Here is a 26602-nt window from a genome sequence, read left to right as displayed (position 1 = left end):
CGGTCAGGGAAACGGCCCGGGTCACGAGAACAGTGCCCGGCCCCACCAGTCGTCCTTGTCCCGGACGCCCGGCGGAACGGCGAAGACGGCCGAACCCACGTGCTGGATGTACTCGTTGAGCGCGTCGTGGGCCGCGAGGCTGCGCTGCACCGGCACGAAGCCCCTGCGGACGTCGCGCTGGTAGGCGAGGAAGAACAGTCCGGCGTCGAGCCTGCCCAGGCCGTCCGTACCGTCGGTGAAGGAGTAGCCGCGGCGCAGGATCGTCGCCCCGTCGTTGGTGTCCGGGTGGGCGAGCCGTACGTGCGCGGTCGGCAGCATCGCCTTCAGGAAGGGCTCGTCGCGCTCCGCGGACCTGCCGACCGGAGCGCCCTCGCCCTTGTCCCGGCCGAAGATGTCCTCCTGCTCCTGGAGCGGAGCCCGGTCCCAGGTCTCGATGTGCATGCGGATGCGCCGGGCCACCAGGTACGAACCCCCGGTCATCCACCCGGCGTCGTCCGACCCGCCGACCCACACGTGCTTCTTCAGTGCGGCGGCGTCCGTGCCCGCGATGTTCCGGGTGCCGTCCTTGAAGCCCATCATGTTGCGGGGGGTCTGGGCGTCGGGCGTCGTCGAGGACGTCTTGCCGAAGCCCAGCTGCGACCAGCGGACCGAGGCGCGGCCCATGCCGATCCTGGCGAGGTTGCGGATCGCGTGCACCGCTACCTGCGGGTCGTCCGCGCACGCCTGGACGCACAGGTCGCCGCCGCTGCGGGTGGCGTCGAGGTTGTCGCCGGGGAACTTCGGCAGATCCACCAGCGCCTCGGGGCGCCGGCCGTCCAGGCCGAACCGGCCCCTGGCGAACAGGGACGGGCCGAAGCCGACGGTGAGCGTCAGCCGCGACGGACGCAGGCCCAGGGCCTCGCCCGTGTCGTCCGGCGGCGACTCGGCGAGGCCGCCGTACGCGCCCTCGCCCACGGTGTGCCCGGCCGTCATGCGCTCGGCGGCGCGTGTCCACTCCCGGAGCAGCGCGACCAGCTCGGCCCGGTCCTCGGTCGTCACGTCGAACGACGCGAAGTGCAGCCGGTCCTGTACGGCGGTGGCGATGCCGGCCTGGTGCGGCCCGTGGAACGGCACCGCCGCCCCACTGTCCGCGGCCGGCTCCGGGTCCCCGCCCGCGCGCACGGCGGCGACCGCGCCACCCGCCGCCGCGGCGCCGAGGGCCAGTCCCGCGCCGCCCCAGCCCAGCAGGGCGCGGCGGGACGGGGCCGGCTCCCGCTCCCCGGGGCTCGCCGGCCCCATTACTTCGTCACCGCGGCTGCCAGCTTGGACAGCGGCTCAGCCAGCGCGTTGACGGCGTCGGAGAGCTTCTTGCGGTCCGCCTTGCCGACCTTGTCGTACGAGGTGAAGTCGTAGGAGGTGCGGTCCGCGCGGTAGGTGTCCAGCAGGGTGTTCAGCGACGCGAACTGCTTGTCCAGGGAGGCGGTCAGTGCCGCGTCGTTCTTCGTCGCGATCGGCTTGAGGAGTTCGTAGGACTTCTCGGCGCCTTCGACGTTCGCCTTGAAGTCGACGAGGTCGGTGTGGCTGTAGCGCTCCTCCTCGCCGGTGACCTTGCCGGTGGCGACCTCGTCCAGGAGCTCCTTGGCGCCGTTCGCCATCGAGGTCGGGGTGATCTCTGCCCTGCCGACCCGCTTCTGCCAGTCGGTCAGGTCCGCGAGGAGGAGGGGGGCGAGCGCCTTCTCCTCGGCACCCAGCTTCTCGTCCTGCCACAGCGCCTTCTCCAGGCGGTGCCAGCCGGTCCACTTCTGGCCGTCCTCCAGGCCGTCCTCGCGGACATCGACCTTCGGGTCGATGTCCCCGAAGGACTCGGCGACCGGCTCGGTGCGCTCCCAGCCGATGCGGGAGCCGGCGTACGCCTTCTTCGCGGCTTCGACGTCACCCGCGGCCACGGCGTCCGTGAAGACCTTCACCTTCGGCAGCGTCTCGTCGGCCTGTGCCTGTACGTAGGTGCGGTAGCCGGCGACGGCCGTGTCCATCTCGGGGCTCCGCGCCGCGGACCTGCCGCCCGTGACCTCGACGGTCTGCCGGATGCCCTTGCCCTTCATACCGGGCTTGCAGGCGATCTCGTACGTCCCGGCCTTGATCTCGGCCGTGATCCGCGCCCTGGTCCCGGGGCCGATGTTCTCGCGCTCGGTGACGATGCGGTCGTCCGGGAACAGGACGTACACCTCGGTGACCTTGGACCCCTTGTTCTCCACGGCCAGTTCGACGTGGCCGGCCGGGATGCTCGTCTTCGACACCTCGCAGGAGTCGTCCTTCGCGACGACCTGGACGGCACCGTCCCCCTTGGCGTCGCTCTTCTCGGCGCAGCCCGTGACGGCGGTCAGAGCGGCCACGGTCGCGGCAGCGGTGACGACGGAGAAACGAACGGCTCGCATGCGGGCTCCACGGGGGACGTAAGAACGGGAGGAGGGTCGGACGAAAGGAGGTGAGGCGGACCTAACTTAACGCTGCCTTACCTGGCGCATACCCGTCACGGAAGTGATTCGGCTCTCACCCGGGGGCAGGGGAAACGGCCTGGTCACGGCCTGTTCATGGGGAACCCACAGGAAGGTCAAACGTGGGTCAAGAGCCCCTTACCGGCACGATGAGCGGCACCCCGGTCCGCGGATGCGGGAACACCTCCACCGGCTGCCGGTACACCTCGCCGAGCAGTGCACCCGTGAACACCTCGGCGGGCGGCCCGGCCACCGCTATCCGGCCGCCGTGCAGCACGGCGGCCCGGTCGGCGTGGGCCGAGGCGAGCCCCAGGTCGTGCAGCACCACCACCACCGCGTCGCCGGCGGCGGCCCGCTCCCGGCAGATCCGCAGCACCAGCTCCTGGTGGCGCAGGTCCAGCGCGGCCGTCGGTTCGTCCAGGAGCAGCAGCGGGGTGCGCTGCGCCAGCACCCGGGCCAGTGCGACCCGGGCCCGCTCCCCGCCCGACAGCGCGGAGAACGGGCGGGCGGCGAAGTCCGTGACCTCCGTCGCGGCCATCGCCGTGGCGACGGCCGCGTCGTCCTCGTCCTCCCGGGCCGTCCCCGCCCAGGGCGCCCGCCCCATCCGTACGACGTCCTCGACCGGGAACGGGAAGGAGAGCACGGCGGACTGCGGCAGCACGGCCCGGCGCAGGGCGAGTTCGGGCGCCGACCAGGCGGCGGCCGGACGGCCGCCGATGCGCACCTCGCCGACGGCCGCGGGCAGATCGCCGGCCAGTGCCGCCAGCAGGGTCGACTTCCCGGCCCCGTTCGGTCCCACGAGCGCCAGTACCTCGCCCGCCCGGGCGGCCAGCCCCACGGAGTCGAGGACCTGCCGCCGTCCCAGCCGGACACTCAGCCCGTCCGCCTCGGCGACGGGCGAGCCCGCGGGGACGGGGGAGGGCAGCTCCCGGTCGCGTACCGCGAACAGCCTGCGCACCGGATTCATGCCCAACCACCTTGCTTGCGACGGGTCCTGCGCAGCAGCCAGAAGAAGAACGGACTGCCGAGGAGAGCGGTCAGCACACCGAGCGGCAGCTCGGCGGGATCGGCCACGGTGCGCGCCGCGAGGTCGCCCGCCACGAGCACCAGCGCACCCCCGAGCGCGCTGCCGGGGACGAGGAAGCGGTGGCCGGGGCCGTTGGCCATCCGCAGCAGATGCGGGACGAGCAGGCCCACGAAGGAGATGATCCCGGCGACGGCCACCGCGGCGGCGGTCAGCAGCGCCACGACGAGGACGAGCACGATCCGGAGCCGTTCGACGTCCACTCCCAGATGGCGGGCGGGGCGCTCCCCGAGGGCCAGCAGGTCCAGCTCGCGCGCGTAGAAGGGGGCGACGAGCAGACCGAGCACCGCGCACGGCAGCACCGCGAGCACTTTGGGCCAGGTCGCCTGGGCCAGCGAGCCGAGCTGCCAGAAGGTGATCTGGGTGATCTGCGCGTTGTCCGCGAAGAAGATGAACAGGCCGATCAGCGCACCCGCGAAGGCGTTGACCGCGATACCGGTGAGGATCAGCGTCACCACCTCGGTCCGGCCGCCGGAGCGCGACAGCACGTACACCAGGAGGACCGTGGCCAGGCCGGCGACGAACGCGCAGACCGTGATCGTCCAGTTGCCGAAGAAGTCCAGCCCGAGCGCGATGCAGGCGACCGCGCCGACCGCCGCGCCCGAGGAGATCCCGATGACCCCGGGCTCGGCCAGCGGATTGCCGAACACCCCCTGCATCAGAGCCCCCGCGCAGCCCAGGGAAGCCCCGACGAGCAGGGCGAGGACGACCCTCGGCAGCCGTACGTTCCACAGGACGCTCTCGCCGACCCTGTCCAGCGCCTGCCCGCCGAGGCCGGTCCGGTGCTGGACGGAGGAGAGGACGTCGCCCAGCGGGATGCTGTACGCACCGAGTCCGGCGGAGAGGAGGCAGCCGACGAGGAGCGCGGCGGTCAGCACGACGGTGAGGGTGAACGCCCTGCCGCGCCGCCGGACGGTCCTCACGCCGTCGGTGCCCGCGGGCGAGTGGTGGGCGGCGGCCGTCATGCGCCGTCCCCGCCCGCCGGGTAGAGCTGGTCGACGAGTTCCGCCAGCACCCGGTCGGTGCGCGGCCCGTAGTTGAGCAGTACCCCGTCGTCGATCGAGACGATCCGGCGGTCCATGCCGGCAGGCGTCTCGGCCACACCGGGGATCCTGACGAGGCCGTCGGGACCGCCCACCGAGTCGAGCCCCTTGCTCATGACGAGGATCGCGTCCGGTGCCGCCTCGGCCAGCGCCTCGCTGGTGATGGGGGTGAAGTCCTTCGTCAGCCCGGAGGCCCTGCCCGCGTCGACCGCGCCCGCGGCCTCGAGCAGCGAACCGGCGCCGGACTCCCGGCCGCCCAGGAGATAGACCGAGGCCGAGCCGCGCAGGTAGAGGAAGGCGACGCGTGGTCCGGCGCCGTCCTCGTGGGCGGGGATCGTCCGGCGCACGGCGTCGATGCGGGACTCCGTGCGTGCCTTCAGTTCGTCCCCGGAGGACCTCACGCCCAGGGCCGCGGCCACGGTGTCGATCCGGCGGCCCACGTCGGCGAGCTCCTTGGCGGGTTCGACGACGACGAGCGCGATCCCGGCGTCGCGGATCTGGCTGACGGCCTCGGCGGGGCCGGTCGTGGTGTCCGCGAGGACGACCGTCGGCCGCAGGGACAGCACGCTCTCCGCCGAGACGTCGTGAGCGCGGGTCACCACCGGAAGTCTCCGGGCCTGTTCGAAGGTGGCGGTGATGTCGCGGGCCACCACCTGCTCGGCGAATCCGAGGGTGAACACGATCTCGCTGAGCGATCCGGTGAGCGGAACGATCCGGTCGGCGGAGGTCACGGTGACCTCCGCCCCGTCCGCCGACTCCACGGTCACGGGCAGCCGGGGGTCGGGAGCCGTGGCCAGGGGCTCGACAACGTCGGCCGCGGCGGCGGCGGTTGACGCCCCGGCGGGCCTCGCCGCTGGATCTCCGGTGCCGCCGCAGCCGGTGAGCACCGCGGAGAGCACCAGGAGGGCGGCCAGGGATCCGAGCCGTCCGGTGCGTGGCCGTACGCCTCCTCTGCCCGTCGCGGCGGGGTACTGGGGGAAACGCACGGGGCACCGTCCTCGGTGTTTCGGGGGATTTCGGGGTTGTTCGGGAGCTTCGTGACGGAGGGGGTTCCGGCACAGGCTCGATTGAGGTTAGGTTAGCCTTGCCTTATTCACCAGTCCTCGGAGGGTCTCCATGCCGCCGTCCAGATCCGTCCGCGCGCTCGTCGTCGCGCTTCTCGCGACGCTGGCGGCGACCCTGCTTCCGGCCACCACCGCGCACGCGGCCGGCCGTACGGTGCAGGGCGGCAGGCTGGACTGGGGCATCAAGTCCTCCTTCCAGAGCTACGTCACCGGGCCCGTCGCGCAGGGCGGTTGGAGCCTGACGGGCGGGGCCGCGACGGTCGGCGGAAGCCGGTTCCGCTTCCACTCCGCCACCGGCTCCTACGATCCGGCGGACGGGTCCTTCCGGGCCGGGTTCTCCGGCGGGGTGCGCTTCACAGGCCATCGGAAGGCCGACGGCAGCAGCGAACTCGACCTCACCATCAGCCGCCCCACCGTCCGGATCTCCGGGGGAGGCGGAACCGTCTACGCGGACATGGTCAGCAAGGACCGGGGGAGCGGCCGGGTCACCTCGTCCGCCCAGGTGCCCCTCGCCACGCTCGGCCTCTCCGGGATAGACATGCGGGGCGGATCCACCCCCGTGGCCCTCGACAACATCCCGGCGACGCTGACTTCGCAGGGCGCGACGGCCTTCGCCGGCTACTACGCGGCGGGCACACCGCTCGACCCGGTCAGCCTCTCCGTGGATACGAGCGCCCCGGCCGCGGAGCCGCAGGCCTCCAGGTCCGCCGCCCCGCCGGAGAAGCCGAAGACCTCCGGGAAGCCGAAGACGTCGAAGAAGGAGACCGCGGGCCGCTTCGAGGACGCCGCGGTGGACTGGGGAGTGCGCCGCACCTTCCGGGAGTACGTCACCGGCTCCGTCGGCCGGGGGAAGTGGACGCTCGCCGGGGGAGCCCAGGACGGCGGGGCCCTCTTCCGCTTCCCGAAGGGCACGGGCTCGTACGACGCGGAGGAGGGGACCCTGGACGCGGCCTTCGCCGGCAGCGTCCGCTTCACCGGTGCGGACGGCCTCGACCTGCGACTGGCCGGGGTCGCGGTCCGCGTGGCCTCGGGCAGGGGGACGCTCCTGGCGGACGTCACCAGCAAGGGCGCCACCAGCAAGGACGTCCCGCTGATCACCTTCGCCGCCGGGAAGCTCACCCCGGCGCACGGACTCGCCGTCCTCACCGAGGCCCCCGCGACACTCACCGCCGACGGCTCCAAGGCCTTCGGATCGCTCTACAGGGCCGGCACGGCGATGGACCCGGTCTCGCTGGCCGTCGCCGTCGACGCCGAGGCGGAACTGCCCGCCCTGCCCGACCTGGGCACCGCGGCCGAACCGTCCGGGACACCCGCGACGAAGCCCGCCGCCACCCCGGACGCCCGTCCGGTCGCCGCCGAGTCCACCTCCCGCACCGGCACGTACCTCGCTGCGGGCGGTGGTGCGGCGCTGCTCGCCGCCGTGCTGTACCTGGCGCGCAGGCGCCGTACCGCCCGGAACGAGTGACGAACTCCCCTTCCCGTTCTCTCCCACCACTTCCGTTCCCCAGGAGTCACACCCCATGGCATCCCATCGCCGCCCCGCAGCCCTCGCCGCAGCCGTCGCCACCGCGGCCGCCCTCGGCGCGACGTTCACCCTTCCCGCGCTCGCCGCCGACAGCACGGCCACCGCGGCCGCCCCGGCCCCCGTCATGGAGCTGACGGACGGCACGCTGGACTGGGGCTTCAAGGCGTCCTTCCGCAGATACATCGGCGCCGCCGGAAAGATCACCGTCGCGGACGGCGCCACCCAGGCCGCGGGCAACGGGGTGTTCACCTTCGCCAACGGCGAGGGCACCTACGACACGGGCACCCACGGCACGGACACGGCCTTCGACGGCAGCGTCAACTTCAGCGCCCACGGCGGAGTCCTCGACATCACGCTCTCCGACGTGAAGGTCTCCACGGCCGGCACGGGCGGCGCGATCACCGCCGACGTGAAGACCCCGCAGGGCACCCAGGACGACGTCGCGGTCGCGGCGCTCGACCTGTCGAAGGTCCGGCCCGGCCAGGGCGAGGGCGGCGCGATGGTCTTCAAGGACATCCCGGCCACCCTCACCAAGGCCGGCTCGGACGCCGTCGACGGCCAGTACGCCGAGGGCGAGGTGCTCGATCCCGCCACCCTCTCGGTCAAGGCGGTCACCCCGCCGCCGACCGAGGAGCCGACGAAGGAGCCCACGAAGGAACCGACCGAGGAGCCCACGAAGGAGCCGACCGAGGAGCCGACGAAGGAGCCGACGGCCGCGCCCACCGGCGAGCCCACCACGCCGGCGTCCCCGGCGCCGTCCGCGACGGCCACCACCCCGGCCGCCGAACAGGGCGCGGTCGTCGACGGGACCCTGGACTGGGGCGTCAAGAAGTCCTTCCGTACGTACATCACCGGCCCCATCGCCAACGGCAAGGTCGTCACGACGGGCGGCGCCACCGCGTCGGCCGACGGCTACCGCTTCCCCGACGCCACCGGCCGCTTCGACGCGCGGAAGCAGACCCTGGACGCCGCGTTCGGGGGCACGGTGCACTTCCTCGGCCACAAGGACGGCGACGCCTACACGCTCGACCTGTCCCTCACCGGCCTGGAGGTCCGGGTGAAGGGCTCCTCCGGCACGCTGGTCGCCGACGTCACGACCAAGGACCGCGAGACCGGGAAGGTCTCCACCCACACGGGTCTCGCGGTGGCCGATCTGAAGCTGCCCGCCGGTGAACTCGCCGCGAAGGAAGGCGTCGTGACCCTGTCGGGTGTCCCGGCGACCCTGAGCGCCGACGGCGTGAAGGCGTTCGGAGGCATGTACGGGAAGGGCGAGCAGCTCGACGCCCTCACCGTCGCGGTCGCGCTCGACGAGGACGCGGAACTCCCGGGCGGCACCAGTGGCACCAGCGGCACGGGCTCGACCGGCGGCGGCTCCACGACAGGCGGCTCCACGACCGGCGGTACGGTCGGCGGCTCGACGACCGGCGGTACGGTCGGCGGCTCCACGACCGCCGGTACCGTCGGCGGCGCGGGCTCCCTCGCCTCCACCGGCGCCGACCTCCCGACCGGCGCACTGATCGCGGCCTCGGGCGTCGTCGTCGCGGCGGGCGCGGGCGTCGTGATCGCGGCACGCCGTCGCCGCACCGTCTGATCCGGGCGGCACGGCACGCCGCGGGGCCGCACCGGCACGCCACCGGTGCGGCCCTGCGGCGTCACGGACCGTCGCACGGTGCTTGAATGCCCACGTGAACGAGTTCGACGTACCCGAAGGCATCGACGTACTGCGCGTGTTCTGCGCCCCGGACGGACGGCACGGCAACGCGCTCGGCGTCGTACGGGACGGGCGCAGGTACCCCGACAACGAGTCCCGGCAGGCCCTCGCCCGGAAACTCGGCTTCAGCGAGACGGCGTTCGTGGACGACCCGGAGCGCGGGACCGTCGACATCCGCACAGCCGGTCTGCGGCTGCCGTTCGCCGGGCATCCGCTCGTCGGCGCCGCGTGGCTGCTCGACCTGGAGATCCTGGAGCTGCCCGTCGGGGACGTGTTCGCCCGCCAGGACGGCGAGTTCACCTGGATCACGGTGCGGCCGGAATGGGCGCAGCCCAGGGCCCTGGAGCGGTACGCGTCGGTCGCCGAGGTCGAGGCGCTGACGGGGCCGCCGCCCGGTGAGGGCTGGCTCTACGTCTGGGCCTGGGAGGACGAGGCGGCCGGGCGCGTACGGGCGCGGGCGTTCCCCCGGCGGGACGACGGGGTGGAGGAGGACGAGGCGACGGGCGCGGCGGCCATGCTGCTCAGTGTCGAGCTCGGCCGCGCCCTCAACATCACCCAGGGGCGCGGCTCCCAGATCCTCACCGCACCCGCGCCGGACGGCACGGTGGAGGTCGGGGGCCGCGTCGTGCTGGCGGCCAAGGGCTGAGGGCGGCACCCGTACGCCGGCCGGTACCTGAACGACCGGCCGGCGTACGCGTGGGTCAGGCGCTCAGCGGGAAGACCTCGCCGAGCTCACGGAAGACGGCCGTGTTCAGCGCGAAGGCGCGCTTGCACTCGTCGATGATGCGCTGCTTCTCCAGATCGTCGGCGTTCACCGCGTCCAGCAGCTCCCGGTACTCCCGCTTGAACGCGGCCGGGTTGGCGATCCCCTCGAACACGTAGAACCGCACCCCGTCGCCCTTGCGGTCGAAGCCCCAGGTCTTCTCCGCCGTGCCCCGGATGATCTGGCCGCCGGAGAGGTCCCCGAGGTAACGGGTGTAGTGGTGCGCTATGTAACCGGCCGGCCAGTCGCGGGCGCACTCGGCGACCCGCTCCGCGTACGCGGCGGTGGCCGGAAGCGGCTCCAGGCCGTCCCGCCAGCCGTCGCCCCGCAGGTGCGCCAGGTCGCGCTCCAGCTCGGCGGCGCGCATCAGCTCCGGCTGTATGAAAGGACCCGCGACCGGGTCCTCGCGCAGGACCTCCGCACCGTCCTCCAGCGCCCGGTAGACGAACCACAGCTGCTCGGTGTACCGCGCGTAAGCGTCCACCCCGAGCCGCCCGCCGAGCATGTCGCTCATGAAGCTGGAGGACTCCGCCTCCGTGTGCTGCTCGTGCGAGGCGGTGCGGATCAGCGTGGAGAAGGGGGTGGGCGTGGCGCTTGCGTCCAAGGCGGGCCTCCGGGGGCCGAGGGGACGGGAAATCAGGACAGATGCATAAATATCGACGTCGACAGCTGTGCGCGCCGCCGGGCACCGATACGCCGATCCTCCTACTTAGGCTTACCTAAGTCAATATGTTGCCGACGGGCTGTCGGTAAGGGTCCTGGTCCGGCCGCCCTCGGCGGTGCGGTGTCAGGGAAGGGTCAGGATGTCCGCCCCGGTCTCGGTGACCACCAGGGTGTGCTCGAACTGGGCGGTCCGCCTGCGGTCCTTCGTCACCACGGTCCAGCCGTCGTCCCACATGTCGTACTCGTGGGTCCCCAGCGTCAGCATGGGCTCGATGGTGAACGTCATGCCGGGCTGCATCACCGTCGTGGCGTGCGGGCTGTCGTAGTGCGGGATGATGAGGCCGGAGTGGAACGAGGAATTGATCCCGTGCCCGGTGAAGTCGCGCACCACGCCGTACCCGAACCGCTTCGCGTACGACTCGATGACCCGCCCGATCACGTTGATCTGCCGCCCCGGCCGGACGGCCTTGACCGCGCGGTTCAGCGACTCCCGGGTGCGCTCCACGAGCAGCCGCGACTCCTCGTCCACGTCGCCGCAGAGGTAGGTGGCGTTGTTGTCCCCGTGCACGCCGTTGATGTACGCGGTGACGTCGAGGTTCACGATGTCGCCGTCCCGCAGCACGGTGGAGTCGGGGATGCCGTGGCAGATGACCTCGTTGAGCGAGGAGCAGAGCGACTTCGGGAAGCCGCGGTAGCCGAGGGTCGACGGGTAGGCGCCGTGGTCCACCATGAAGTCATGGGCGACCCGGTCGAGTTCGTCGGTCGTGACGCCCGGGGCGATGTGCTTCGCGGCCTCCTCCATCGCCTGCGCGGCGATGCGGCCCGCGATACGCATGCGCTCCACGGTCTCGGAGTCCTGGATCTCCGGCCCGGTGTACGGCGTGGGGGCGGGCTTGCCGACGTACTCGGGGCGCCGGATGTTTCCCGGAACGGAACGGACGGGAGTGATCTCCCCTGGTACGAGAAGTGACTGGCCAGACATACCGGCGAGTCTAACCAGCGTCCCTGGGGCAGCATGGCAGTGAGGAAAGGATCCGACGATGGCCCTGTTCAAGAAGCGTACGGTCGGCAAACCGGGCGAATGGTACTACTGCCTGGAACACAAGAAGGTCGAAGAAGGTCCCGAGTGCCCGGCGAAGGACCGCTTCGGGCCGTACACCTCCCGCGAGGAGGCGCAGCACGCGATGGACACGGCGCGTGAGCGGAACCTCGAGTGGGAGAACGACCCGAAGTGGCACGACCGCACGGACGAGACGCCCGAGGCCTGAGGGGACCGCCTCAGACCCCGGCGGGGTCGGTGGACGCCGCCCGCCTGCGCGCCGCGTCCTCGTCCGTCGCGGAGTCGTACGTGAGCAGCTTCGGCAGCGCCGCAGCCAGCAGCGCGACCGAAGCGACACACGCCACCCCGCCCGTCCATATGGCGGCCCGGGTGCCCGTCCAGCCGGCCATCGCACCGGCCCGGACCTGGCCCAGCTGGGGGCCGACGCTGTACGACAGCACCTCGATGCCCGCGAGCCTGCCCCGCAGCTCGTCCGGGATGGTCTGGTTCCAGATCGTGGAGCGGCCGAGCCCGCTGAGCATGTCACCGGCTCCGGCGACCGCCAGGCACAACAGCACCAGCCACACGTTGCCGAACCATCCCGCCGCGGCGATGGCCAGCCCCCAGACGGCCGCGCCGCCCACGACGAACAGCCCGTGCCGGCGGACCCGCGAGGTCCAGCCGCTGGTCAGCCCCAGCACCAGGGAGCCGACCGCCCCGGCCGCGTACATCAGTCCCAGCGACCATTCGGCGTCCAGCTCGTCCGCGAGGAACGGGAAGATCGTGTTCGGGAAGGCGAAGAGCATCGCCGCGAGATCGATCGCGTACGTCCCCAGCAGGACGGGCCGGCTCCAGGCGTACCGCGCGCCCTCGGCGATGCCCCGCAGGGACGGCTTCTGCGCGTCGTGCGCGGGCGGGGCGGCGGCCAGCCGCAGACACAGCACGACGGACACGGCGAAGGTCACGACGGTGACGCCGTACGCGGTGGCGTGCCCCGCGTACGCGACGACCAGACCCGCCAGCGCGGGGCCGGCGATCGCGCCGGCCTGCCAGCGCAGCGAGTTCAGCGCGGCGGCCGCGGTGAGCTGGTCGTGCGGCACGATGCGGGCCATCAGCGAGTCCAGTGCGGGCCGTTGCAGCCCGGCGAGCGCGGAGACCCCGGCGGCCACGACGTAGAGCGGCCAGAGCGCGGGCTCGGGCGCGAGGGCGTTCGCCAGCAGGACGAGGGCGAGCACCCCGAGTCCCGCCTCGGTGCCCAGGATGACCTTGCGCCGGTCCGCGGAGTCGGCGAGCGCCCCTCCGTACAGCCCGAAGACGATCAGCGGCACGAGCTCCACCGCCCCCATGGCGCCGACGGCGAGCGGCGAACCGGTGAGGTCCTTGATCTGGAGCGGCAGCGCGATGAGCGCCATGAAGCTGCCGAAGTAGGTGATCAGCCCCTGCACCCACAGCAGTCGGAAGTCGGCGGAGGAGCGCCAGGGCGAGAGGTCGGGCAGGAGGCGGGAAGTCACGAGGAGCCATGTTCCGGAGGTCGATGAGCAGCAGGCAACCGTATATCCGGCCCGCGGTCCCCTTCCGGGACCGGGGTGGCGTCCGGGTGCCCGCCCGGCCGGGGCCCCGTCACCAGCGGGCCGGCGGCGGGGCCGTCAGCTGGTCGGCCAGGCGCGACAGCCGGTCCCTGAACGTGCGGCGCCCCCGCGGAGCGGGCGCGCCGTTCTCCCCGGCCGCCGCGCTGACCAGGTGCTGGACCGTGTCCAGGTCGACCTCGTCCCCCGCGGTCACCGTCAGCGCCTCATGGGCGAGCCCGCGCACCTCCGCGTCACCACCGTCCAGCGTCAGCACCGTCGCCCCCGCCCGGCGTGCGTCGTGCACCCGCTCCAGCAGGCCGCCGTCCGGCCGCTCCGGGGCCACCACGAGCAGGGTCTCGCCCCGCCCGGCCGCCTCGATCCGGCCCAGACCCGCCGACAGGTGCGCCGGATCGTCCGGATCCACCCGGTGGCGTACGAGCGTGGGCCGGAGCTGCGGGAGCCCCGACCAGGTGGACTCGTCCACCAGGTGCGCGGCCATGTGCCACGGCTCGTACACCTCGGTCCCCACCAGCAGCAGGCCGCCGCCGCGGGGGACGACCGACGACCGCAGGGTCCGGGCGAACAACCGGGCCGCCGCGGGCCACTCGGTCCCGGCGAGCACCTCACGCAACAACGCGACACGCACAGCATCCATGACCCGGCATCATGCCCCCGACCGTCCTCCGCGCACTGCCGGAACGCGGCAGTCCATCCGTACGGGAGCTGCCGGGACCGGGCCCTGCCGTTCCCCACCGGGCCTGGGACGATGACGCCATGAACACAGCAGACGTCTTCGCCTGGTCCTGGATGCTCGGCTGGACCCTCCTGGTCCTGCCGTTGTCCTGCGCGCTCGTGCGCGGCCGGGCCCCCGCGTGGGCGCGCCGCCGGGCCACGCCGCGCATGCTGCGGGCGCGCGGCATCGGAGGCCTGGTCCTCTGGGGCAGCGCCGTGACGTCGTCGGCGTTCCAGCTGGCCGGCGTCTTCGCCGACGACTGGTTCGTCCTCCGGATCCTGGCGGGGCCGGTGGCGGTGCTCGCCGCGATCCTCTTCGTCGTCGTGACGGACGTCTCGGAGCGGCGCCGGCGCAGGGTGCCCTTCGCTACCTCGCAGTAGGGTCGGCGCCATGACTACGAATGACAGTGACAGCGCAGCCAAGCCCCCCGCCAAGGACCCCTGGGACCTCCCCGACGTGTCCGGGCTGACCGTCGGCGTCCTGGGCGGAACGGGGCCCCAGGGCCGCGGTCTCGCCTACCGCCTCGCCCGCGCCGGGCAGAAGGTCGTCATCGGCTCCCGCGCCGCCGACCGGGCCGGGGCCGCCGCAGCCGAGCTCGGCCTCGGCGTCGAGGGCGCGGACAACGCGGAGTGCGCGCGCCGCAGCGACATCGTGATCGTCGCCGTGCCGTGGGACGGACACGCCGCGACACTGGAGTCGCTGCGCGAGGAGCTCGCCGGGAAGCTCGTCGTCGACTGCGTCAACCCGCTCGGCTTCGACAAGAAGGGCGCCTACGCCCTGAAGCCCGAGGAGGGCAGCGCCGCCGAGCAGGCCGCCGCCCTGCTGCCGGACTCCCGGGTCACCGCCGCCTTCCACCACCTGTCGGCGGTGCTGCTCCAGGACGAGGCGATCGACGAGATCGACACCGACGTCATGGTGCTGGGCGAGGCACGGGCCGACACCGACGCCGTGCAGGCACTCGCGAGCCGCATCCCCGGGATGCGGGGCGTCTTCGCGGGCCGGCTGCGCAACGCGCACCAGGTCGAGTCGCTCGTCGCGAACCTGATCTCGGTCAACCGCCGCTACAAGGCACACGCGGGGCTGCGCACCACCGACGTGTGAGCCCGTGCCCGGAGCCGAAACGGGCATGAGGGACACTGGACGGGACCGCGCACCATCCCCGGACAGGAGCACCAGCCCTCATGCCCCGCCTCGCTCTCTACGCCCTCGCCGTCTGCGTCCTCGCCGTCGCGGCGGCCGTGGTCTCCTTCGTCCAGGGCAGCATCGTCCTCGGGATCGTCTGGGTGCTGATCGTCGGCCTCTCCTCGAACATGACGTGGTTCTACTACCGCAAGCACCGGGCGGAGACGGAAGCGGCCACGAGCTGAGGGCTCACGCCCCCTGCGGCACCACGCAGCCCGGGTCCTGGTCGCCGAACCACTCCTGCCAGAAGCGGTAGGTGTCCAGCCCGCAGTACGTCTCGATCTCGCTGACGCCCAGCCCGCGCAGCAGTGCGTCGACCGCGTCGAAGAAGAAGCCGTTCAACTCCGGGATCCACAGCAGTGCGAACACCGCGATCAGGCCGAACGGCGCGAACGGCTCCACCTGGCGCCGGACCTTGTAGGACAGCCAGGGCTCGATCACGCCGTAGCCGTCCAGGCCCGGGACGGGCAGCGAGTTCAGGATCGCGGCCGTCACCTGGAGCAGCGCGAGGAAGGCCAGCGCCAGGCGGAAGGAGAGCGGCACACCGTCCAGCGCGCCGAGCCAGAACGGCGCCGTGCAGACGACCGCGAACAGGACGTTCGTCAGGGGGCCGGCCGCCGAGATCAGGCTGTGCTTCCAGCGGCCGCTGATCCGGCCCCGCTCGATGTAGACCGCACCGCCCGGCAGACCGATGCCACCCATGATCACGAACAGCACGGGCAGCACGATGCTCAGCAGGGCGTGCGTGTACTTCAGGGGGTTCAGGGTCAGGTAGCCCTTCGCCCCGATCGAGATGTCCCCGCTGTGCAGTGCCGTGCGCGCGTGCGCGTACTCGTGCAGACAGAGCGAGACGATCCAGGCCGCCGTGACGAACAGGAAGACGGCGAAGCCGGTCTGCGCGGCGAAGTCCGTCCACACCGCCCAGCCCGAGACTGCCATGACGGCGACGATCCCGAGGAAGATCGGGCTGACCCGCCGGTCGCTCCGGCGGATTGCGGTGGTCATCGGCGGAACTCCTGATGGCTGGACGGCGGACGGCGAGCCCCGACACTACGGGTGACACAGCGGGAACGTCACGGGGACGGGTGGTAGTTCCACGAAGCGCGCAGCCGTCACGGACAATGGGCGCGTGCACTACAGCATCCTCGGTACCACCCGCGCGTTCCGCGACGACGGCACGGCCGCAGCCCTCGGCGGGGCGCGGCTGCGCGCCCTGCTCACCGTGCTCGCGCTGCGCCCCGGGCGTACGGTCACCGCCGGGGTCCTCGTGGACGAGGTCTGGGACGGCGATCCGCCCGCCGACGCCCCCGGCGCCCTCCAGGCACTCGTGGGCCGGCTCCGGCGCGCGCTCGGCCGGGACGCGGTCGACTCGGTGGACAACGGCTACCGGCTCGCCGCAGCCCCCGACGCGGTGGACCTGTACCGCTTCGAGCGGCTCGCGGGGGAGGGGGCACGGGCCCTGGAGGAGGGTGACGCGGGGCGGGCGGCCGGCGTCCTCGACGACGCGCTCGCCCTGTGGCGCGGGCCCGTCCTCGCCGACCTGCCGGACCGGGCCGTGGCCGCCGCCCGCTGGGAGGCCCGGCGCCTGGACGCGCGCCGCACCCGGATCACCGCGTCCCTCGCCCTGGGCCGCGCCGTCGACGCCCTGCCCGAACTCGCCGCGCTCTGCGCCGACCACCCGATCGACGAACCGCTGCAGGCCCTCCGCATCAGGGCGTTGAGGGGCGCCGGGCGCCCCGCCCAGGCCCTCGAGGCGTACGAGAAGGCGCGGACCCTGCTCGCCGACCGCCTCGGCACCGCACCGGGACCCGAGCTGCGGAAGCTGTACGAGGAACTGCTGCACCAGGACCCGGCCCCTCCGGACCCGGCACCCGCGCGCACGCTCCACGGCAACCTGCGGTCCAGGCTCACCAGCTTCGTCGGCCGCGAGACGGACATCGCCGCCCTGCGCGAGGACCTGTCCCGGTCCCGGCTGATCACCCTGCTCGGCCCCGGCGGCGCCGGCAAGACCAGGCTGTCCCAGGAGGCCGCCGAGGCGGTCGCGGCCTCCTGGCCCGACGGGGTCTGGCTCGCGGAGCTCGCTCCCGTCGACGACCCCGCCGCGGTCGCCGATGCCGTACTGAGCGCGCTCGGTGCCCGGGAGACCGTGCTGCGGGGTGCGGGAGCCGAGGGCATCCGTGCCGTCGAACGCGCGGCGGAAAGGGGCTCCGACCGCCCCGCGAGCGCCGTCGTCCAGCTCACCGAGCACTGCTCCGGGCGCCGCATGCTCCTGCTGCTCGACAACTGCGAGCACGTGATCGAGGCGGCGGCGGAGCTCACCGACCACCTCCTCGCCCACTGCCCCGGCCTCACGGTCCTCGCGACGAGCCGTGAACCCCTCGGTGTCCCCGGCGAGCTGCTGCACCCCGTCGACCCGCTGCCCGACCCCATGGCCCTCCGCCTGCTCGCCGACCGCGGTGCCGCCGCCAGGCCCGGCTTCCGTGTCGACGCCGACGGGGAGACCGCAGCCGCCTGCGCCGAGATCTGCCACCGTCTCGACGGCCTGCCGCTCGCCATCGAACTGGCCGCGGCCCGGCTGCGGATGCTCGGCCCGCGCCAGATCGCCGACCGGCTCGACGACCGCTTCCGCCTGCTCACCAGCGGAAGCCGTACGCTGCTGCCGCGCCAGCAGACCCTGCGGGCCGTCGTCGACTGGTCGTGGGACCTCCTCGACGCGGCCGAACGCGCGGTGCTCCGCAGGCTGTCGGTGTTCGCCGGAGGCTGTGTGCTGACCGCGGCCGAGGAGGTCTGCTCCGTCGCGGGCGTCGACGCACGCGACGTCGCGGCGCTCCTCGGCTCCCTGGTCGACAAGTCCCTGGTCGTCGCGGTCCCCGACAGCGAGGACGGGATGCGGTACCGGCTCCTGGAGACCGTCACCGAGTACGCCTCGGACCGGCTCGACGAGGCCGGGGAGCGGCCCGCCGTCGAACGGCGGCACCTCGTCCACTACCGGGAGCTCGCCCGCCTGACCGACCCTCTGCTCCGCGGTGCGGGGCAGCTGGACGCCATCGCCCTGTTCCAGCGTGAGTACGAGAACCTGCGCACCGCCCTGCGCCGGGCCGAGGCCGCACAGGACGAGCACGAGCTCCTCTGCCTCGTCCTCTCCCTCGGCTGGTACTGGGCGATGCGCGATCTCAGGACCGACGCCCGGCACTGGGCCGACGCGGCGGCGCGCCTCGGCCCCGACCCGTTCGCCGAGCCCGTCGAGCCGGCGCCCTCCCTGCTGGAACGGTGCACCGACAGGCCGCCCCCGATGGAGCCCGAGCAGCTCAAGGAGGCCCGGCGCGGGGCGCGGCTGATCCAACTGGTCAACATGGACCACTCCGGCGACGAATGGGCCAGTGAGGCGGGCAGGCAACGGCTGAAGGTGATCGCCCGCACCTACAAGGTCGGCCAGCCGCAGACGTGCCGTCCACCGGGATCGCTCTGGCTGTTCGCCATCCTCTTCACCGGGAAGGCCGAACGGCTGCGCGAGCTGATGGATGAAACGGTGCGCGCCTGCCGGGAGTTCGGCTACCAGTGGGAGCTCGCCGCAGCCCTCCAGATGCGGGCCAACGTCCTGGCCAACCATCCCGACCGGGTCGACAGGGCCAGGGGCGACGCGGACGAGAGCCTGGACATCTTCGTACGCGTGGGCGACGCCTGGGGTGCCGCCGAAGCGCTCTCCTCCCGGGGGGAGGCCCATGAGCGTGCCGGCGAGTTCGCCGCTGCGGCCGAGGACTTCCGTACCGCGGTCACCTATGCCGAGCAGCTCGGAGCCCAGTCCCAGGTCGCGCTGCTGCGCTCCAGGTACGCCTCCGCCCTCTGCGAGAACGGCCGGGGCGAGGAGGGGGAGCGCATCCTGCGCGAAGTGCTGGCCGCGGGCCGGCAGACCGGGCACGAGGCGAGGCCCGCCGCCCGGCTCTACCTCGTCACGTGGCTGGGGCGGACCGGCCGTACGGGCGAGGCACGTGAGCACATCGCCACCCTGCGCGAGGAGTTCGGCTCGGAGACGCTGGCGATCTTCGAGGGGTTCGTGCTGGGCATGCTGGCCTGGCTGGACAACCTCGACGGCCGGTACGCCGACGGCCTGGACCGGTCCTTCCGTGCGCTGGTGCAGTCGAGGGGATCGATGTCGCAGATGGTGGCACCCCAGATGCCGGCCCTGCACCTGGCCGTCGTCGCCTGGGCGCTCGGCGGGCTCGGCGGCGAGCGGCGGGGCAGGGACGCGGCGCGGCTGCTCGGCCTGCACGAGGCCCTGCTCCCGGACGGCTACGTGCCGACGGGCTCGGAGCGGCAGAGCCGCGCCCGCGCGGAGGAGACCGTCCGCAGGTGCCTCCCGGACGACGCCGACTTCGACGCCGCGCGCGCCGAGGGCGGCGGCCTCACGCTGGACGAGGCCACCGCCCTGACGGACGCGCACGTGCGGGAGCGGAACGCCACCCCGTGATCAGGTCCGCTTGCGGAACCTGCTGACCGCGAGCGGCCCCGCGACCAGGGTGATGCCCACGGCCCAGGCGAGGGTCACCCACACCGAGTGGGCGACCGGTCCGCCCATCATGAGCCCGCGCACCGCGTCCGCCAGATTCGACAGCGGGTTGACGTCGGTGAACGTCTGGAGCCAGCCCGGCATCGTCTGGGTCGGCGCGAAGATGGACGAACCGAACTGCAGCGGCATCAGCACCAGGAACCCCACTCCCTGAACCGCCTGGGCCGTCTTCATGGCGAGCCCCAGCAGGATGAAGATCCACATGATGGCGGCGGCGAACACCGCCGAGAGCGCGACGGCGGCGAGCAGCCCGGCCACCGAGGTCCCCAGCTCCATACCGAGCGCGAAACCCATGCCGAGCAGGATCAGGGTGGCGATCATCATCCGGCCGAGCTCGACCACGATCTTCGCGATGAGCACCGACGAACGGGCGATCGGCATCGTACGGAACCGGTCCATGACGCCCTTGCGGAAGTCGTCGTTGACGCCGGTGCCGACCGCCGACGCGATGTTCATCCCCATCATCGCCATCAGGCCGGGGACCAGGTAGTTGAGGTACTCCTGCCGGCCGCCGCCCATGCTCCCGCCGACGGACCCGCCGAAGACGTACACGAAGAGCAGGGTGAAGACGATCGGCATCAGGAGGACGTCGAACATCGACTCCGGGTCCTTCTTGATCTGGAGCAGGTTGCGCCGCGCGAGCGCGCCGATGTGCCGCAGGTTGGCGCGCAGCCCGATCCGGCCCTCGTCGGAAGGCGTCCGCACCGGTACGGGGCCGGTGGGCGTGGGCGTCAGTGTCGCCGTGCTCATGCCGCGACCTCCTGGGGAATCGTGTCGGTCGGGTGGGTGGACTTCTCGCCCGTGATGGCGAGGAACACCTCGTCCAGGCTGGGCAGGGCGGTGGCGACGTGGGCGAGCGAGAAGCCCCGGTTGCCGAGGAGCCCGATGACGGCGGTCAGCTGCTCGTCGCTGAGGATGGGCACGTACAGCAGTCCCTCGTCGGGGACGGCCTGCGCACCGGCGATCCCGTCGAGCCCGGCCTCCCTGAGCGCCTGTGCCATGGCGGCGAGCTGCGCCGGGTCGGAGGGACGGATCTGCAGGGTGCGGCCGCCGACCTTCGCCTTGAGCTCGTCGACCCCGCCGCTGGCGATGATCCTGCCCTGGTCGATGACGGTGAGCTCGTTGGCGAGCTGCTCGGCCTCCTCCATGTACTGGGTGGTGAGCAGCACGGTCGCCCCCTCCGCGACCATGCGCTGCACCTCGTCCCAGACCTCGTTGCGGGTACGGGGGTCGAGTCCCGTCGTCGGCTCGTCCAGGTAGAGGACGGACGGGCTGCCGATCATCGATGCGGCCAGGTCGAGCCGGCGCCGCATACCGCCGGAGTAGTCCATCGCGGGCCGCTTGGAGGCCTCCGTGAGCGAGAACCGCTCCAGCAGTTCGTCGGCACGGGACCGGGCGGTCTTCCGCGGCAGATCGAGCAGCCGCCCGATCATGTAGAGGTTCTCCCAGCCGGACAGCTTCTCGTCGACCGAGGCGTACTGCCCGGTCAGGCCTATGGTGCGGCGCAGCTGCCGGGGCTGCTTCACCACGTCGTAACCGGCGACGACGGCGTGGCCGGCGTCCGGGACGACCAGGGTGGAGAGGCAGCGTACGAGTGTGGTCTTGCCGGCGCCGTTGGGCCCGAGCACGCCGAGGACGGTGCCCTCGCGCACATCGAGGTCCACGCCGTCCAGCGCCTTGGTCGAGCCGTAGTGCTTGACCAGCCCCCGCACCTCCACGGCGTTCGTGCCGCTCCTGGGGTTCCTGTCGTTTCGCGTCATGTCCCCCATGACACCAGGGGCCACCGACACGTCACCGACAAGCCGCCGACATCGGACCGACCACAGGGCGACAGCCCGCCGATGGGGGAAGTCGGCGGGCTGTCGGTGGTGCGGCAGTGGTCAGCGGGGTGTCAGTGGAACGTGTGCTCCGCCTGCGGGAACGTTCCGCCGACGACCTCGCCGGCGAACTCCTTCGCGGCGTCCGTGAGCACCTGGCGCAGGTTGGCGTACTGCTTGGTGAAGCGGGGCACCTTGCCGCCGGTGAGTCCGGCCATGTCCGTCCACACCAGCACCTGGGCGTCCGTGTCGGGACCGGCACCGATGCCGATGGTCGGGATGTGCAGGGTGCGGGTCACCTCGGCGGCCAGCTCGGCGGGCACGAGCTCCAGGACGACGGCGAACGCGCCCGCGTCCTGCACCGCCTTCGCGTCGCGCAGCAGCTGCTGCGCGGCCTCCTCGCCGCGGCCCTGCACCCGGTAGCCCATGGTGTTGACGGACTGCGGGGTCAGACCGATGTGGCCCATGACCGGGATGCCGGCCTCGACCAGCAGCCTGATCTGCTCGTGCGACCGCTCGCCGCCCTCCAGCTTGACCGCGCCGACACCGGAGTCCTTGATCAGCCGGGTGGCGTTGCGCAGGGCCTGGACCGGGCTCTCCTGGTACGCGCCGAACGGCAGGTCGGCGACGATGAGCGCGCGCGAGGTGCCCCGTACGACGGCGGCGGACAGCATGGCCATCTCGTCCATCGTGACGGGCACGGTGGTCTCGTACCCGAGGTGGCAGTTGCCCATCGAGTCGCCGACGAGCATGACCGGGATGCCGGCCTCGTCGAACACGGAGGCGGTCATCGCGTCGTAGGCGGTGAGCATGGGCCACTTCTCGCCGCGCTCACTGGCGGCGGCGATGTCGTTGACCGTGATGCGGCGGGTGCTCTTTCCCCCGTACAGCGCCTTGCCGGCGGCGGGGGAGGGACCGGCTGAGGGTGTGGTGGCCTGGTTCTGCGCAGCCTGAATAGACATGGCCTACGGCTCCTTCGTCATCTCGTGGCGCCCTGACGGCGTCCCCGGATCCCTTCCATGGTGGCATCCCGGAGCCGTTCCCGGGAAGTGGGCCCACCGAGCGGGTAAAGACTTACCAATACGAGACGGTGTCGTATTGGAAAGAGGTTAGGGTCGTCGTCATGTCCATACCGTCCGGCGCCCCCGCCGCCGAGTCCCACGTCCCCGAAGCGGTCCACCGCCGCCGCTGGGCGATCCTCGCCGTCCTCATGTTCAGCCTGCTCATCGTCGTGCTGGACAACTCGATCCTGAACGTCGCGGTCAAGACGATCGCCAGCCCCGCGCCGACCGGTATCGGCGCCACCCAGAGCGAGCTCGAGTGGGCGATCAACTCCTACACGCTCGTCTTCGCCGGCCTGCTCTTCACGGCCGGCCTGCTCGGCGACCGCATCGGCCGCAAGAAGGTGCTCCTGGCCGGGATCCTGGTCTTCGGCATCGCCTCCGGCCTGGCCGCGCTCTCCAGCACGCCCGGCGAGCTCATCACCTGGCGCGCCCTGATGGGCTTCGGCGCGGCGTTCGTGATGCCGGCCACGCTCGCGGTCCTGATGAACGTCTTCGAACGCGACGAACAGCCCAAGGCCATCGGTATCTGGGCCGGCAGTGTCGGCCTCGGCATCGCCATCGGCCCGATCACCGGCGGCGTGCTCCTGGAGCACTTCTGGTGGGGCTCGATCTTCCTCGTCAACGTCCCCGTGGTGATCGTCGCACTGATCGCCATGGCCGTCCTCGTACCGGACTCCCGGGACCCGAACCCCGGCCGCGTCGACCCGCCGGGCGTCGTCCTGTCCATCGTCGGCCTGGTCCTGCTGGTGTACGGCATCATCCGCGGGGGCGAGCTCGCCGACTTCACCGATGTCACCGTGCTCGCGCCGTCCCTCGGCGGCCTGGTGGTGCTCGCGGTCTTCGTGTGGCACGAGAAGCGCAGCAGCCACCCGTCCATCGACATCTCGTACTTCCGGAAGCCGGCCTTCTCCGCCGCCGTCACCGCCATCGCGCTGGTGTTCTTCGCGCTGATGGGCGTCACCTTCTTCTCCGCCTTCTACCTGCAGAGCGTGCGCGGCTACAGCGCCCTGCAGTCCGGGCTGCTGATCCTGCCGCTCGCCGTCGCGCAGATGGTCTTCTCGCCGCGCGCCCGGCTGGTCGTCGACCGCTTCGGTACCCGTGCGGTCTGCACCCTCGGCATGCTGCTCGTCGCCGGCGGCCTCGCGGCCTTCGCGCTCTTCGACGCGGACACCCCGGTCTGGGTCATGTGCGCCGTCTTCTTCGTCCAGGGCACCGGGATGGCGCACATCATGCCGCCGGTCACCGTCGCCGTGATGCAGGCCCTGCCCCGCGAACGGGCGGGCTCTGGCTCGGCCATCAACAACACCTTCCGCCAGGTCGGCGGGGCGCTCGGCATCGCCGTGCTCGGGTCGGTGCTGTCCACGGTCTACCGGGGTGACATCGAGGGCCACCTCGGCGGCGTGCCGGCCGCGGCGCGGGACGTGGCGGGCGAGTCGATCGAGGCGACGCTCGGAGTCGCGGCCCGGATGGGCCCGGAGGGCAGGCCGCTCGTCACTGCGGCGAACGACGCGTTCATCTCGGCGATGCACGTCACGGCGCTCGGCTCGGCGGCGGTCGCCCTGATCGGCGCGGTGGTGGTGGGCCTGTTCCTGCCGGGCAGGCAGCGCCTCCCGGACGGGGTCCCGGCCGCCCCCGCGCCGGAGGCCGACCAGGCGCTGACCGGAGGAACCGGGAAGCGGTAGCCGGTGGGCCCGCCCGGGCCACCGGCCGCCCGGAAGGCCCCGCCGCCTCCGGACGTGCCTGGTCCGCCACCGACCGGTGCCTCCGGTGCCTGGCGCAGGACGGTGGCGGGGGAGGGGCGGCTCGGTACGGTCCGTCCGGGGCCGGCCGTACCGGGCAGCGCCCCGGGTCGGGGCCCGGCCCGTCGCGCCGGCCCTTGCGCCGGCCGGCGGTCGCACCGGCCCCGCCGGTCGGCGAGAATCGGCGTGCACGGCGAACGGCGGACGGCGGACGGCACGGCGAGAGGTGACTTACGTGCAGGCGGCACAGGACCGGCCCCAGGACCAGGCCGTGAGCGGTCAGGGACCTCAGGGCCCTCGCCGCGGACGACCCCGCAGCGCCGCAGTCGAGCGGGCGATCCTCGACGCGGTCGTGGAGCTGCTGGAGGCCGGCGAGCCCCTGGCCGGCCTGTCCATCGAGCGCATCGCGCGCACCGCGGGCGTCGGCAAAGCCACCATCTACCGCCGTTGGAGCGGCAAGGAGGAGCTCTTCGTCGACGTCCTGCGCGACATCGAGCCGGCCGAGCCCACCGTCTCCGGCACAGCGGGCCTCGACGACCTTCGCCTCCTGCTGGAGTCCATGCGCACCCGCGGCCTCGCCCAGCGCTCGTCCGTACTCCTGCACAACGTGTTCGCGCAGATGAAGAGCCACCCCAAGCTGTGGGCCGAGTACCAGGGCACGGTCATCGCGCCTCGCCGCGTCGCGCTGACGGCCGCCGTGCGGCGCGCGGTGGAAGCGGGCGAGCTCCGCGCCGACCTCGACGTGGAGCTGATGAACGACCTCTTTCTCGGCCCGATGCTCGTACGGACCGTGCACCGCCCCGACGCGCCCCTGCCCGAGGACCTCGTCGACCGCATCATCGAGGTACTGCTCCAGGGACTCGCACCGAAACCGCGGGTGACCACCGAGATCCCTGCCACCACCCGGATGTGAGCGTTCCGTCACAAGCCCCCACAACCACCCCGCCGAACGGAACCCGCGACACCACTTCCGTCGTCCTGATGCCCACACGGCCGTCGTCGACGGCAGGAATACCGCCGTCCATCGCCTAGGGTCGTGGGGCGCGGCGATGTGTACGGCAAGGCAGTGAGGAAAGCGCGATGGTGCAGGCGTACAGGGCGGACACCGAGAACGCCGGCCGAGGTCCGCAGGGACCCGGATCCCGCCTGCAGGCCCTGCGCCACAGACTGACGACGGACCGGGGACTCTGGCGGCGCGGCATCCTGCTCGCGCTCTGCTCGGTCCTCCTCACGCTGGTGCTGGTCCTCCACGCGGAGATCCCCAACAGCATCGGCAACACCGGCAGCCTCGTCGAGACCTTCCTGCCCTGGTTCGGCCTCCTCGTGGCGCCCCTGCTGATCCTCGGCCTCCTCCGGCGTTCGGCGACCGCGCTGATCGCCCTGCTGCTGCCGGTCGTCGTCTGGCTGAACGTCTTCGGCGGCCTGCTGTTCGCCGACAAGTCCGGCACCGGCGGCAACCTCACCGTCGCCACGCACAACGTCAACGCGGGCAATCCCGACCCCGCGGGGACCGCCCAGCAGGTCGCGGGCTCCGGTGCGGACGTCGTGGCGCTCCAGGAACTGCCCGGCGGCCAGGTGGCCGCGTACGAGAAGGCCCTCGCCGCCCGCTACCCGCACCACTCGGTGCAGGGCACGGTCGGTCTCTGGAGCAAGTACCCCCTGACGAACTCCCGCCCCGTCGACATCAAGCTGGGCTGGACCCGCGCGATGCGCGCCACGGTCACCACACCGGACGGCCCGATCGCGGTGTACGTGGCTCACCTCCCCTCCGTACGCGTCAAACTGCACGCGGGCTTCACCGCCAACCAGCGGGACAAGAGCGCCGACGCCCTGGGTGAGGCGATCGCCGACGAGCGGCTCGACCGGGTGGCCCTGCTCGGCGACCTCAACGGCACGATGAACGACCGCTCCCTGAACGCGGTCACGGCCCAGATGCGCTCCACCCAGGGCGCGGCCGGCGACGGCTTCGGCTTCAGCTGGCCGGCGTCGTTCCCGATGGCGAGGATCGACCAGATCATGGTCCGCGGAGTGGAACCCCTCTCCTCCTGGACCCTCCCCGCCACGGACAGCGACCACCTCCCGATCGCGGCCCGCATCCAACTCTGAACTCCGGGCGCCGCGCCACCGCGGGGCGGACGCTCTCCCGCCTGTCCGGCCCCGGGTCCGGCGGTCCAGGCTCCAACCGGTCGGCCTGCCGCAGCCTTTCGAGCAAGCCCCGTGACGTCTGCGCCCGCGGCAGCGCCCGCGGCAGCGGTTCGACGCCCGGGCCGCCGGGCCGTGCCGTTCCTGGCCGCGCGCGCCTCGAAGCGCACGGGGTGCGTGGTGTGCGCGCCCCGCACGGGGCACACCGAGGCGCGTCCCGGGCTTCCGGCCCCGCGCCGCGGACCTGGGCACCCGGACCGTCCGTGATCTTCGCCACCGGCCGAAGGGGGCGACCACCCTCCCGCGGGCGCCGGAGGGCCGCCCGAATCAGTCCTGACCAGCGGTCCCGGCGTCACCGGGGTACAGAAGCGGGCCGTGTTCACATCTGGTCGCAACGGCCTGTTCACCTCCGGGCATAAATCGT

24 protein-coding genes are annotated in these 26602 nt (G+C 72.6%); 11 read left to right on the top strand and 13 right to left on the bottom strand.

What is annotated here, in order from left to right:
- Positions 1-21: 21 nt before the first annotated feature.
- From efeB to OG927_RS09215, 5 genes are all read right to left on the bottom strand, one after another.
- Positions 22-1278, bottom strand: a complete 1257-nt coding sequence (gene efeB, locus OG927_RS09235; protein WP_124282556.1) for an iron uptake transporter deferrochelatase/peroxidase subunit — start codon at positions 1276-1278, stop codon at positions 22-24.
- Entirely contained in the window at positions 1278-2414 is a 1137-nt protein-coding gene (efeO, locus tag OG927_RS09230; protein WP_124282557.1) for an iron uptake system protein EfeO, read from the bottom strand. Before efeO ends, efeB begins: the two co-directional genes overlap by 1 nt.
- A gap of 187 nt (positions 2415-2601) precedes the next feature.
- Entirely contained in the window at positions 2602-3441 is an 840-nt protein-coding gene (locus OG927_RS09225; protein WP_319101541.1) for a heme ABC transporter ATP-binding protein, read from the bottom strand.
- Positions 3438-4523 (bottom strand): FecCD family ABC transporter permease, encoded by a 1086-nt coding sequence (locus OG927_RS09220; RefSeq protein WP_056784593.1) that lies wholly within the window; start codon positions 4521-4523, stop codon positions 3438-3440. The genes OG927_RS09225 and OG927_RS09220 overlap by 4 nt, the downstream gene beginning before the upstream one ends.
- Entirely contained in the window at positions 4520-5587 is a 1068-nt protein-coding gene (locus tag OG927_RS09215) for a heme/hemin ABC transporter substrate-binding protein (RefSeq protein ID WP_330319959.1), read from the bottom strand. Before OG927_RS09215 ends, OG927_RS09220 begins: the two co-directional genes overlap by 4 nt.
- A gap of 130 nt (positions 5588-5717) precedes the next feature.
- On the opposite strand from OG927_RS09215, the gene OG927_RS09210 reads away from it, so the two are divergent.
- The 3 genes from OG927_RS09210 to OG927_RS09200 all read left to right on the top strand — a co-directional run bounded on the left by OG927_RS09210 (position 5718) and on the right by OG927_RS09200 (position 9547).
- Entirely contained in the window at positions 5718-7130 is a 1413-nt protein-coding gene (locus OG927_RS09210) for an HtaA domain-containing protein (RefSeq protein WP_056784589.1), read from the top strand.
- 55 nt (positions 7131-7185) lie between these two features.
- On the top strand, positions 7186-8781 hold the full coding sequence (locus OG927_RS09205; RefSeq protein WP_330319958.1) for an HtaA domain-containing protein: 1596 nt from the start codon (positions 7186-7188) through the stop codon (positions 8779-8781).
- A gap of 94 nt (positions 8782-8875) precedes the next feature.
- A complete protein-coding gene (locus OG927_RS09200; protein ID WP_056784583.1) occupies positions 8876-9547 on the top strand; it encodes a PhzF family phenazine biosynthesis protein in 672 nt (223 codons plus the stop codon).
- A gap of 55 nt (positions 9548-9602) precedes the next feature.
- On the opposite strand, the gene OG927_RS09195 is transcribed toward OG927_RS09200, so the two are convergent.
- Entirely contained in the window at positions 9603-10268 is a 666-nt protein-coding gene (locus tag OG927_RS09195) for a biliverdin-producing heme oxygenase (protein ID WP_056784580.1), read from the bottom strand.
- A gap of 183 nt (positions 10269-10451) precedes the next feature.
- A complete protein-coding gene (gene map, locus OG927_RS09190; RefSeq protein WP_056784577.1) occupies positions 10452-11309 on the bottom strand; it encodes a type I methionyl aminopeptidase in 858 nt (285 codons plus the stop codon).
- A 58-nt stretch (positions 11310-11367) separates the two neighbouring features.
- Here map and OG927_RS09185 point away from each other — a divergent pair, with 58 nt between their 5' ends.
- Positions 11368-11595, top strand: a complete 228-nt coding sequence (locus OG927_RS09185) for a hypothetical protein (RefSeq protein WP_056784576.1) — start codon at positions 11368-11370, stop codon at positions 11593-11595.
- 10 nt (positions 11596-11605) lie between these two features.
- On the opposite strand, the gene OG927_RS09180 is transcribed toward OG927_RS09185, so the two are convergent.
- Positions 11606-12877 carry an MFS transporter gene (locus OG927_RS09180; RefSeq protein WP_056784573.1) on the bottom strand — a complete coding sequence of 424 codons (1272 nt, stop codon included), beginning with the start codon at positions 12875-12877 and terminating at the stop codon, positions 11606-11608.
- 109 nt (positions 12878-12986) lie between these two features.
- Positions 12987-13589: a hypothetical protein gene (locus OG927_RS09175; protein WP_056784572.1), complete on the bottom strand. Its 603-nt coding sequence runs from the start codon at positions 13587-13589 to the stop codon at positions 12987-12989.
- Between the two features lie 119 nt (positions 13590-13708).
- On the opposite strand from OG927_RS09175, the gene OG927_RS09170 reads away from it, so the two are divergent.
- The 3 genes from OG927_RS09170 (at position 13709) to OG927_RS09160 (ending at position 15034) form a co-directional block, all read left to right on the top strand.
- On the top strand, positions 13709-14047 hold the full coding sequence (locus OG927_RS09170; RefSeq protein WP_124282562.1) for a hypothetical protein: 339 nt from the start codon (positions 13709-13711) through the stop codon (positions 14045-14047).
- A 10-nt stretch (positions 14048-14057) separates the two neighbouring features.
- Complete coding sequence (npdG, locus tag OG927_RS09165) at positions 14058-14768, top strand: NADPH-dependent F420 reductase (protein WP_124282563.1); 711 nt, start codon at positions 14058-14060, stop codon at positions 14766-14768.
- Positions 14769-14848: 80 nt separating this feature from the next.
- Positions 14849-15034: a hypothetical protein gene (locus tag OG927_RS09160; RefSeq protein WP_056784566.1), complete on the top strand. Its 186-nt coding sequence runs from the start codon at positions 14849-14851 to the stop codon at positions 15032-15034.
- A 4-nt stretch (positions 15035-15038) separates the two neighbouring features.
- Here the strand turns inward: OG927_RS09160 and OG927_RS09155 are convergent, their stop codons facing one another.
- Complete coding sequence (locus OG927_RS09155) at positions 15039-15854, bottom strand: site-2 protease family protein (protein WP_056784564.1); 816 nt, start codon at positions 15852-15854, stop codon at positions 15039-15041.
- A gap of 124 nt (positions 15855-15978) precedes the next feature.
- Here OG927_RS09155 and OG927_RS09150 point away from each other — a divergent pair, with 124 nt between their 5' ends.
- Positions 15979-19317 carry a BTAD domain-containing putative transcriptional regulator gene (locus OG927_RS09150; RefSeq protein ID WP_124282564.1) on the top strand — a complete coding sequence of 1113 codons (3339 nt, stop codon included), beginning with the start codon at positions 15979-15981 and terminating at the stop codon, positions 19315-19317.
- Here the strand turns inward: OG927_RS09150 and OG927_RS09145 are convergent, their stop codons facing one another.
- The 3 genes from OG927_RS09145 to panB form a co-directional block, all read right to left on the bottom strand.
- On the bottom strand, positions 19318-20166 hold the full coding sequence (locus OG927_RS09145) for an ABC transporter permease (RefSeq protein WP_319101556.1): 849 nt from the start codon (positions 20164-20166) through the stop codon (positions 19318-19320).
- Entirely contained in the window at positions 20163-21185 is a 1023-nt protein-coding gene (locus OG927_RS09140; protein WP_330319957.1) for an ATP-binding cassette domain-containing protein, read from the bottom strand. Before OG927_RS09140 ends, OG927_RS09145 begins: the two co-directional genes overlap by 4 nt.
- A 122-nt stretch (positions 21186-21307) precedes the next feature.
- Positions 21308-22195 (bottom strand): 3-methyl-2-oxobutanoate hydroxymethyltransferase, encoded by an 888-nt coding sequence (gene panB / locus OG927_RS09135; protein ID WP_056784554.1) that lies wholly within the window; start codon positions 22193-22195, stop codon positions 21308-21310.
- Between the two features lie 161 nt (positions 22196-22356).
- On the opposite strand from panB, the gene OG927_RS09130 reads away from it, so the two are divergent.
- The 3 genes from OG927_RS09130 (at position 22357) to OG927_RS09120 (ending at position 26142) form a co-directional block, all read left to right on the top strand.
- A complete protein-coding gene (locus tag OG927_RS09130) occupies positions 22357-23979 on the top strand; it encodes an MFS transporter (RefSeq protein WP_056784551.1) in 1623 nt (540 codons plus the stop codon).
- A gap of 292 nt (positions 23980-24271) precedes the next feature.
- Positions 24272-24949, top strand: coding sequence for a TetR/AcrR family transcriptional regulator (locus tag OG927_RS09125; protein WP_330319956.1), 678 nt, complete (start codon positions 24272-24274; stop codon positions 24947-24949).
- Between the two features lie 167 nt (positions 24950-25116).
- Entirely contained in the window at positions 25117-26142 is a 1026-nt protein-coding gene (locus OG927_RS09120; RefSeq protein WP_056784545.1) for an endonuclease/exonuclease/phosphatase family protein, read from the top strand.
- Positions 26143-26602: the final 460 nt, after the last annotated feature.

Origin of the sequence: Streptomyces clavifer (assembly GCF_036345975.1) — a bacterium.
In the GTDB taxonomy this organism is placed as follows: Bacteria; Actinomycetota; Actinomycetes; order Streptomycetales; family Streptomycetaceae; genus Streptomyces; species Streptomyces clavifer.
Note: the sequence above shows the minus strand (reverse complement) of the source record. Positions and strands in the feature narration are given on the sequence as shown.